General features: G+C 64.3%; 11 protein-coding genes and 1 pseudogene. 4 read left to right on the top strand and 8 right to left on the bottom strand.

The window, feature by feature from the left end; translation table 11 throughout:
* The 7 genes from QOJ24_RS02575 to QOJ24_RS02545 form a co-directional block, all read right to left on the bottom strand.
* Positions 1–263: GTP-binding protein (locus QOJ24_RS02575; protein ID WP_526258805.1), on the bottom strand; the 263-nt coding region annotated here is incomplete at its 3' end.
* 93 nt (positions 264–356) lie between these two features.
* Positions 357–2462 (bottom strand): elongation factor G, encoded by a 2106-nt coding sequence (gene fusA, locus QOJ24_RS02570; RefSeq protein ID WP_526258803.1) that lies wholly within the window; start codon positions 2460–2462, stop codon positions 357–359.
* Between the two features lie 103 nt (positions 2463–2565).
* Complete coding sequence (gene rpsG / locus QOJ24_RS02565) at positions 2566–3036, bottom strand: 30S ribosomal protein S7 (RefSeq protein ID WP_123026969.1); 471 nt, start codon at positions 3034–3036, stop codon at positions 2566–2568.
* Positions 3036–3410: a 30S ribosomal protein S12 gene (rpsL, locus tag QOJ24_RS02560; protein ID WP_353356761.1), complete on the bottom strand. Its 375-nt coding sequence runs from the start codon at positions 3408–3410 to the stop codon at positions 3036–3038. Before rpsL ends, rpsG begins: the two co-directional genes overlap by 1 nt.
* A 270-nt stretch (positions 3411–3680) precedes the next feature.
* Positions 3681–4277 (bottom strand): TetR/AcrR family transcriptional regulator, encoded by a 597-nt coding sequence (locus QOJ24_RS02555; RefSeq protein WP_526258801.1) that lies wholly within the window; start codon positions 4275–4277, stop codon positions 3681–3683.
* Positions 4278–4310: 33 nt separating this feature from the next.
* Positions 4311–4844 (bottom strand): DUF3558 family protein, encoded by a 534-nt coding sequence (locus QOJ24_RS02550; RefSeq protein WP_526258799.1) that lies wholly within the window; start codon positions 4842–4844, stop codon positions 4311–4313.
* Between the two features lie 2 nt (positions 4845–4846).
* The gene (locus QOJ24_RS02545) at positions 4847–5410 is read right to left on the bottom strand and encodes a DUF3558 family protein (RefSeq protein WP_526258797.1); all 564 of its coding nucleotides are present in this window, start codon (positions 5408–5410) and stop codon (positions 4847–4849) included.
* A gap of 118 nt (positions 5411–5528) precedes the next feature.
* Between QOJ24_RS02545 and QOJ24_RS02540 the strand changes: the two genes are divergently transcribed.
* Genes QOJ24_RS02540 through QOJ24_RS02525 form a run of 4 tightly spaced genes read left to right on the top strand, consistent with a single transcriptional unit; the run spans position 5529 to position 8113 of the window.
* Entirely contained in the window at positions 5529–5915 is a 387-nt protein-coding gene (locus tag QOJ24_RS02540) for a DUF3060 domain-containing protein (protein ID WP_526258796.1), read from the top strand.
* A gap of 40 nt (positions 5916–5955) precedes the next feature.
* Positions 5956–6354: a DUF3060 domain-containing protein gene (locus tag QOJ24_RS02535; protein WP_526258794.1), complete on the top strand. Its 399-nt coding sequence runs from the start codon at positions 5956–5958 to the stop codon at positions 6352–6354.
* A 47-nt stretch (positions 6355–6401) separates the two neighbouring features.
* On the top strand, positions 6402–7007 hold the full coding sequence (locus QOJ24_RS02530; protein ID WP_526258792.1) for a TetR/AcrR family transcriptional regulator: 606 nt from the start codon (positions 6402–6404) through the stop codon (positions 7005–7007).
* Positions 7004–8113 (top strand): glycosyltransferase, encoded by a 1110-nt coding sequence (locus QOJ24_RS02525; protein ID WP_526258790.1) that lies wholly within the window; start codon positions 7004–7006, stop codon positions 8111–8113. Before QOJ24_RS02530 ends, QOJ24_RS02525 begins: the two co-directional genes overlap by 4 nt.
* On the opposite strand, the pseudogene QOJ24_RS02520 reads toward QOJ24_RS02525, so the two are convergent.
* Positions 8110–8259 (bottom strand): annotated as a pseudogene (locus QOJ24_RS02520) (crotonase/enoyl-CoA hydratase family protein); the annotation flags it as partial. The gene QOJ24_RS02525 and the pseudogene QOJ24_RS02520 overlap by 4 nt on opposite strands.

Here is an 8259-nt window from a genome sequence, read left to right as displayed (position 1 = left end):
GCGTGACCGGGGGCGTCGACGTGCGCGTAGTGACGCTTCTCGGTCTGGTACTCCACGTGGGAGATGTTGATCGTGATGCCGCGCTGCCGCTCTTCAGGCGCATTGTCGATCTGGTCGAATGCGCGCGACTCGTTCAAATCGGGGTACTTGTCGTGCAGAACCTTGGTGATTGCTGCAGTCAGTGTGGTCTTGCCGTGGTCAACGTGACCGATGGTCCCGATGTTGACGTGCGGCTTCGTCCGCTCGAACTTCGCCTTCGCCACTTCTATGTCCTCCTGGACTGTGTTGGTGCTTGTTGTAAAGCAGTGTGTTGATCTTTGCAGTTGTGTGGTCCCGCCGAAACGACGGGTCCGAGATTACTGACCCGTCGCCTTCGCGATGATCTCCTTCGACACCTGCGCCGGAACTTCAGCGTAGGAATCGAAAACCATGGAGTAGTTCGCCCGGCCCTGGGTCTTCGACCGAAGGTCGCCGACGTAGCCGAACATCTCCGACAGCGGCACGTGCGCCTTGACGACGCGTGCACCGCTCCGCTCCTCCATGGCCTGAATCTGACCACGGCGAGAGTTCAGGTCGCCGATCACTTCACCCATGTAATCCTCGGGCGTGGTGACCTCGACGGCCATGATCGGCTCCAGGATGGCCGGTTGCGCTTGCTGCGCAGCCTTTTTCAGCACCTGGGAGCCAGCGATCTTGAACGCCATCTCCGATGAGTCGACGTCGTGATAAGCACCGTCGAGCAGGGTGACCTTCAGGTTCACCAGCGGGTAGCCGGCCAGCACGCCGTACTGCATGGCGTCCTGCGCGCCGGCGTCCACCGACGGGATGTACTCGCGCGGGATACGTCCACCGGTGACCTTGTTCTCGAACTCGTAGGTCGCGCCGTCCTCGCCGGAGAAGGGCTCGATGGAGATGAGCACCTTCGCGAACTGACCCGAGCCACCCGTCTGCTTCTTGTGGGTGAACTCGACCTTGTCGACCTTGCGCTTGATGGTCTCCTTGTAGGCGACCTGCGGCTTACCGACGTTGGCTTCGACCTTGAACTCGCGCCGCATCCGGTCGACCAGGATGTCCAGGTGCAGTTCGCCCATGCCACCGATGACCGTCTGACCGGTCTCGACGTCCTGGTGCACCTTGAAGGTCGGATCCTCTTCGGCGAGCTTCTGGATGGAGAGGCTCAGCTTCTCCTGGTCGCTCTTGGTCTTGGGCTCGATGGCCACCTCGATGACCGGATCGGGGAAGGTCATCGACTCCAGCACGACCTGTTGGTTCGGGTCGCTCAGGGTGTCACCTGTGGTGGTGTCCTTCAGCCCGATCACCGCATAGATGTGACCGGCCGACGCGTACTCCACCGGGTTCTCCTTGTTGGAGTGCATCTGGAACAGCTTGCCCAGCCGTTCCTTCTTGCCCTTGGTGGCGTTGATGACCTGAGAACCGGAGTCGACCTTGCCCGAGTACACCCGGACGTAGGTCAGCTTGCCAAAGAACGGGTGCGTGGCGACCTTGAACGCCAGCGCCGCGAACGGCTCGTCTGTGTTCGGCTCGCGGACGATGACCTCGTCCTCCTTGCCGGGCGCATGGCCGGTGGCCGGCGGCACGTCCAGCGGGGAGGGCAGGTAGTCGATGACCGCGTCGAGCATGGGCTGCACGCCCTTGTTCTTGAACGCGCTGCCGCACAGCACCAGATAGGCCTCGGAGGTGATCGTCAGCTTGCGCAGCGCGCCCTTGATCTCCTCGACCGAGAGCTGCTCACCGCCGAAATACTTCTCCAGCAGCGTCTCATCGGTCTCGGCGACCGCTTCGAGCAGCTTGGTGCGGTATTCGTCCGCCCGCTCCTGCAGATCGGCAGGGATCTCGATCGTGTCGTAGGTCTCGCCCAGCTTGGTCTCGCCCCGCCACACCTTGGCGTTCATCTCGACTAGGTCGACGATGCCCTCGAACTCGCTCTCCGAGCCGATCGGCAACTGGATCGGGATGACGTTCGCGCCGAGGCGGTCCTCCATGGTCTTGACGGAGAAGTAGAAGTCAGCGCCGACCTTGTCCATCTTGTTGACGAAGCAGATGCGCGGAACTTCGTACTTGTCAGCCTGCCGCCAGACCTGCTCGGACTGCGGCTCGACGCCCTCTTTGCCGTCGAAGACGGCAACGGCACCGTCGAGCACCCGAAGACTGCGCTCCACCTCAACGGTGAAGTCGACGTGACCGGGGGTGTCGATCAGGTTGATCTGATGGTCTTTCCAGAACGTGGTGGTGGCAGCCGAGGTGATGGTGATACCTCGCTCCTGCTCCTGTTCCATCCAGTCCATGGTGGCGGCACCGTCGTGCACCTCACCGATCTTGTAGCTGATACCGGTGTAGTACAGGATGCGCTCGGTGGTCGTCGTCTTGCCGGCATCGATGTGCGCCATGATGCCGATGTTGCGGACCTTGTTCAGGTCGGTAAGCACGTCCTTCTGTGCCACGGAAGTCTCACTCTTTCGGTTGCTTGGTTGCTGTTGTCGTCACGCCCGGCGGCCGCCCCGATTGGATTCGCCGCTGGGCGGCTCCGGGCATCGCCGGCGTTTGTCACCAGCGGTAGTGCGCGAAGGCCCGGTTCGCCTCGGCCATTTTGTGGGTATCTTCCCGTCGCTTGACGGCGGCACCCAGGCCATTGCTGGCGTCGAGAATCTCGTTGGACAGACGCTCGACCATCGTCTTTTCACGCCGCTGCTTGGAGAAGCTGACGAGCCAACGCAGGGCCAGCGTCACCGACCGATCCGGCCGAACCTCAACCGGAACCTGGTAGGTCGCGCCACCGACGCGGCGGCTACGCACCTCGAGCGATGGCTTGACGTTGTCCAGAGCGCGCTTGAGGGTGACGACCGGATCGGTGCCGGTCTTGTCGCGGGCCTGTTCGAGCGCACCATAAACAATGCGTTCGGCCAGCGATTTCTTCCCGTCGAGCAGAACTTTGTTGACCAGCTGGGTGACCAACTGCGATCCGTAGACCGGGTCGTTCACCAGCGGACGCTTGGGCGCGGGTCCCTTGCGCGGCATCAGCTCTTCTCCTTCTTGGCGCCGTACTTGCTCCGGGCCTGCTTGCGGGACTTGACGCCCTGGGTATCGAGCGAGCCGCGGATGATCTTGTAGCGCACACCCGGCAGATCCTTCACACGACCGCCGCGGACCAGCACCATCGAGTGCTCCTGCAGGTTGTGACCCTCACCGGGGATGTAGGCGGTGACCTCAACCTGGCTGGTCAGCTTGACGCGCGCCACCTTCCGAAGCGCCGAGTTCGGCTTCTTCGGGGTGGTGGTGTAGACGCGGGTGCACACACCGCGCCGCTGCGGGCTGCCCTTGAGGGCCGCGGTCTTGACCTTGGCGATCTTGTCGCGGCGACCCTTGCGGACCAGCTGCTGAATGGTTGGCATCTACCGGCTTTCTTTCTTCGTCTCTTCGTGTGGTTCTAAGTCTCTGTACTGCTGTTATGCCCCGCTCGCTTACCCCGCGACCGGGTGTGTCGCACGCGCTCGCACCGGAAATTTGGACGATCCATTTCCGAGGCTTACACGACATGCGAATTGGCCCGGCGCGCGGCAACCGCTTACCTGCCAGGCACGGCGATCCACGATACCAGGGCAGAGCACGTCGATCCAAACCCGCGACGAGGCACCTAATCGCAGGTCAACCAGTACGGAAACTCAACGCCTCTGCATGCCCGACGCGAGTCGCATGACCATGTCGCTGAACACTGTATCGGTGTCGACGATCGCGTTCATCACCCCGGTCATCTCCAATAGCACGAAACCGTGCAGAGCCGACCAGAACTCGAGCGCGGCGTGGAAGGCGTCCTCGCCGTCCAGGCCGTAGGACGACAGCACCGAGATGACCGGCCCCGCCGCCGCCCTGGTCGCGTCGGTGAACTCAGGGTCGTCGCCGCCCAGCGGCATCCGGGTGAATGCGGAGTACCGCCCGGGGTGATGGTGGGCGTAGCTGCGGTAGGAACTGGCCATCGCGATCACCGCGTCGTCGCGGGTGCGGCCCTGGCCGACGGTGTTCAACATGTCGATGATGTCGCCCACGACCCGCATCCGGACCGTGCGGCGCAGGTCTTCGAGGCTGTCCACATGGTTGTAGAGCGACGGCCCCTTGGTGCCGAGCTGGGTGGCCAGCGCATTGATGGTCAGCGCATCCCAGCCATCGCGATCCAGGAAGGTCAGGGCGGCGTTGACGATGGCGTCCCGGCTCAGTTTCGCCGGTCGCCGACCGGTCGATTGGGGGGCGGGACGGCCTGTCATATGCGAAAACTAACACCTCTAGTTTGTCCAGAGTCAGTTGACACGTTCCTGGCTGAGCTGCGCCAGCTCCTCGGTGATGTCGCACAGATTGGGCAGGGTGGCCGGATTCATCGTCTGGATCGACCAGGTGATGACGTCGCCGCCCTTGGACACATAAATGCTGCAGGCGTTGGCGTCGTATGCCTTGAATCCCTTGTTGCCGTCGACGGACAGTTCGGTCAGCGTCCGGCCGGCCTGCTGCTCGAGGGTGCGCTCGGTGTCCATGTCGCTGCCGCGATACCACCACGTCGAAATGCCCATGCCCGCGCCGAACGAGCCGAGCATGGTGTTCTCCTGCCAGAAGCACCCGGCGTCGCTGTCGACGACCTTGGTGAACGTCGACGATCCGACAGCCTTCGCGACCTCCGCGTCGGTGACGTTGTTGCAGTCGCCGCTCTGAAAGCCGCTGCTGGGCGAAGCGGATGGAGTGTCCTGGGCGGCGGAATGTTCCGACGTGCCGCAGCCGGCCAACACGACCACGGCGGCGGCCAGCGTGGCACAGAAGCGGGACGGCGTACGGTGCGACATCGTCACAGATCCGAGGACAGCGTGGCGGCGAGTAGTTTTTCGGCGTCCTTGCACTGGTCGGTGTCGGTCTTGCCTCGTGTCTGCACCCACCAGCTCAGCACGCCGCGGCCGGCCGCGGCGGTCGCCGAACAGCCGGCGCCGTCGGTGTCGCGACGAGCCAGAAAGGCCTGGTGCCGCTCGACGTCCTTGGCGGTGACCTGCGCCCCGCGCTGGTCGGCCAGCGTCCGTTCCCGGTCAAGGCTGCCCGTCTCGAACCAGGAGAAGACGACGTCGACCGTGGCCGCAGGCGCACCGGCGCCGACATCAGTTCCAGACTTCCGCTCCAGCACGTACTGACACACGGCGCCGCTGTAGGGCCGCACCACGTTATCGGCGTCGAGCATCTCCTGAATCGAGCTGTCTTCCAGCAACCCGCACCGGTTGTCGACATAGCCGTAGCTGCGTTCCGGATCGGGGACCGAGGGATGGGCCCGCTGCGCCGTCCCGCTCACGGTCTGCGCACATCCGGCGCCGGTCACCATCGCTGTGACCGCCGCGATAGCAACCGCTTTGACACGCCAACGCATCGCCTGCACACGCTACCGAGCGCAGTGCGGCGCCGCGACTCGTTCGTCGCAGGCCGGCCATTGGTCGAACCGGGCAAGTACTGCCATGAACCACGCGCGCGACGTACGCTCTACAGCCATGACCGCTGGGGGTTGGAAAGCAACGTGCCGGTCGATGGCCGCATGCCTGATCGCACTGCCCGTCGCGCTGCTGCTGGGGGCACCCGTGGCGCAGGCCAAGAACGGCGACACGCACATCACCTCAATCGGTTCGGATCAGACCATCGACTGCAACGAGTCGACGCTGATCGTGAACGGGGCCAACAACACCATCAATGCGCTCGGCACCTGCTGGGCGGTCACGGTGCAGGGCTCGGGCAACCTCATCATCGCCGACAACGTGATCAACGACATCACCGTGTACGGCTCCAACCAGACCGTGTTCTACAAAACCGGTGACCCGGTTGTCTGGGATCGTGGGCGGGAACTGGGCATGATGAACCGGATTGACCGCATTCCCGCGTGATCGGCCGAGTTCTCATCGCACCGAACGGAAGCGAGGAACCATGCGCACGCACGTCTTGATCGGTATGGCTGCCGCCGCCGTGATCGGGCTCGCCGGCTGCGGCGCGGACAGCGGCGACTCCACCACTCCCACTGCCACATTGGGCACCGAGGGCGGTCAGGTCGAGATCGGCAACACCATCAACTACAGCTCGGTCGGCACGACGACCGAGCTCGACTGCGCCGACGGAAAGTCACTCAACATCGGCGGCAACAACAACAAGCTGACCGTCAAGGGCAGCTGCGCCAACGCCAACATCGGCGGCGCGGACAACACCGTGAACATGGACAGCGTCGACAAAGGCCTCAGCGTCGTCGGCTTCAACAACACCGTCACGTATAAGCAGGGCGATCCCAAGGTCAACGACACCGGCTCGGGCAACAAGATCAGCAAAAGCTGACGCTCGGATGTTGATGTCCATACCCATGGACATCAAAGGTGCATTTGATGTACCTTCGAATTGACATGAAATCGCGCAGCTACGACATGGGCACACGTCAGCAGGCCAAAACCGCGACGCGTGACGTGATCATCAGGGCCGCCATCGACACGTTCATGGCCGAACGGTCATTCGCGATCACGCTGCCGTCCGTCGCCGAGCGCGCACAGGTCACTGTGAAGACGGTGCTCCGGCATTTCGGAAGTCGAGACAGCCTCATCGACGCCGCGTGGGCGCAGGCGTACGACGAGGTAATGGCCGAACGCGTTCCGCCGCAGGGCGAGCCTGAGGCCGCGTTGAAGGTGCTCATCGCCCACTACGAACGTCGGGGCGGGGTCGCGCTTGCCATGCTCGCCGACGAGACCGACCCGCGCGCTGCACGGACGAACAACGCCGGGCGGCTCGCACATCGCGAATGGGTGGAACAGGTCTTCACGGACCGCCTTCCCGCAACGGCCGTCGGGCGTACCCGTTTGGTTGACGTCCTCGTCGTGGCCACCGATGTCTACGCCTGGAAACTGCTGCGACTCGACCGCGGGCTTTCTGTCGACGACGTCGCCGACCGGATGGTGCTGATGACCGAAGCATTACTGGCCCAAGCCCGAACGCCATGAAGATCCTTTTCGCAATCGTGGACGGCGGCGGCAACGTTCCACCGCAGTTGGCGGTCGCGCGCGCCCTTCGAGCCCGCGGTGTCGAGATCGTGGTGCTCGGGCATCGCGGCATTCGACAACGGGTCGAAGCAGCGGGCCTCGCGTTCGAACCGTTCACCGCCGGAAGGAATTTCGATCCAACTGTGCAGAGGTCGTTGGCGGCCCTCATGACGGCCTTCACCCGGGTGGCAGCGGATCGACGCATTGGCCGCAGCGTGGTGGAGGCCGCGCGGCGCCACGCTGCGGACGCCGTTGTCGTCGACATGATCCTCGCCGCGGGCATTCCCGAGATCGTGAACTCCGACATCCCGACAATTGTTTTCGTGCACTGCTTCTATCGCGCGGTTCAGGACCTCGCGGCCGGCCCGGTCGGCTGGATGCTTCGGCTGCGCGGCACGGATCCCCTTGCGGCAGAACACCGAGGGCTGCTCCAGGTGGTTTCCGCTCTAGCCGACCTCGACCCGATGCGCGGACGTCCTGCGGTCTGCCACACCGGCGTCGTGTGGCAGGGCACGCCCAGAGCCGCCGAGCAGGCGCAGGTGCCGCGAATCCTGGTCAGCCTCAGCACATGTGCCTTCGCCGGACAGCGCCGAATGCTGCAGAACATCCTCGACGCGATCGCACCGCTAGCGGTCGAGGCGACCGTCACGGTGGGACCGGCCATCGACGCGGCGGGGCTGCGGGTGCCGCAGAACGCGTCGATGCACGCATGGCTCGACCACGACGACGTCCTGCCTACCGCGTCGCTTGTGGTGGGGCACGGCGGCCACAGCACGGCGATGCGGGCGCTGTCGTTCGGCGTACCGCTGATCGTGATGCCTGCCAACCCGATGATCGACCAGAAGGGTGTCGGCGCGGCACTCGAGCGCGTCGGTGCAGGAATACTCCTACGGAAACACACAGGGCCGAAACGCATTCGGGCGGCGATCCAGGCGGTGCTGACCGACTCCGCATATCGCGAGGCGGCCGACCGATTGGGCGCTCAAATCCGGCAGCGCGACGGGGCCCAGGCGGCTGCGGATGCCATCGGCGACTTCGTCAGCAAAACTCAGCTCGTCGAGTCCTAACCCTTCGCCCCGTGGCGGCCGGCTCCCTTCGAAAACCGCTGCGCGCCTTCCAGAGATTCGGCCGCCACGCGCGACAGGCTGCCGAACTCGAAATCCATGGCGTCCGCTTCAGATACTCCCCACTGACGGAGCGCAGACGTCCGGTC

This window comes from Mycobacterium sp. (genome assembly GCF_032159775.1).
Lineage (GTDB): Bacteria > Actinomycetota > Actinomycetes > Mycobacteriales > Mycobacteriaceae > Mycobacterium.
The sequence above is the reverse complement of the archived record's forward strand: the minus strand, read 5'-3'. Positions and strand labels throughout refer to the sequence as shown.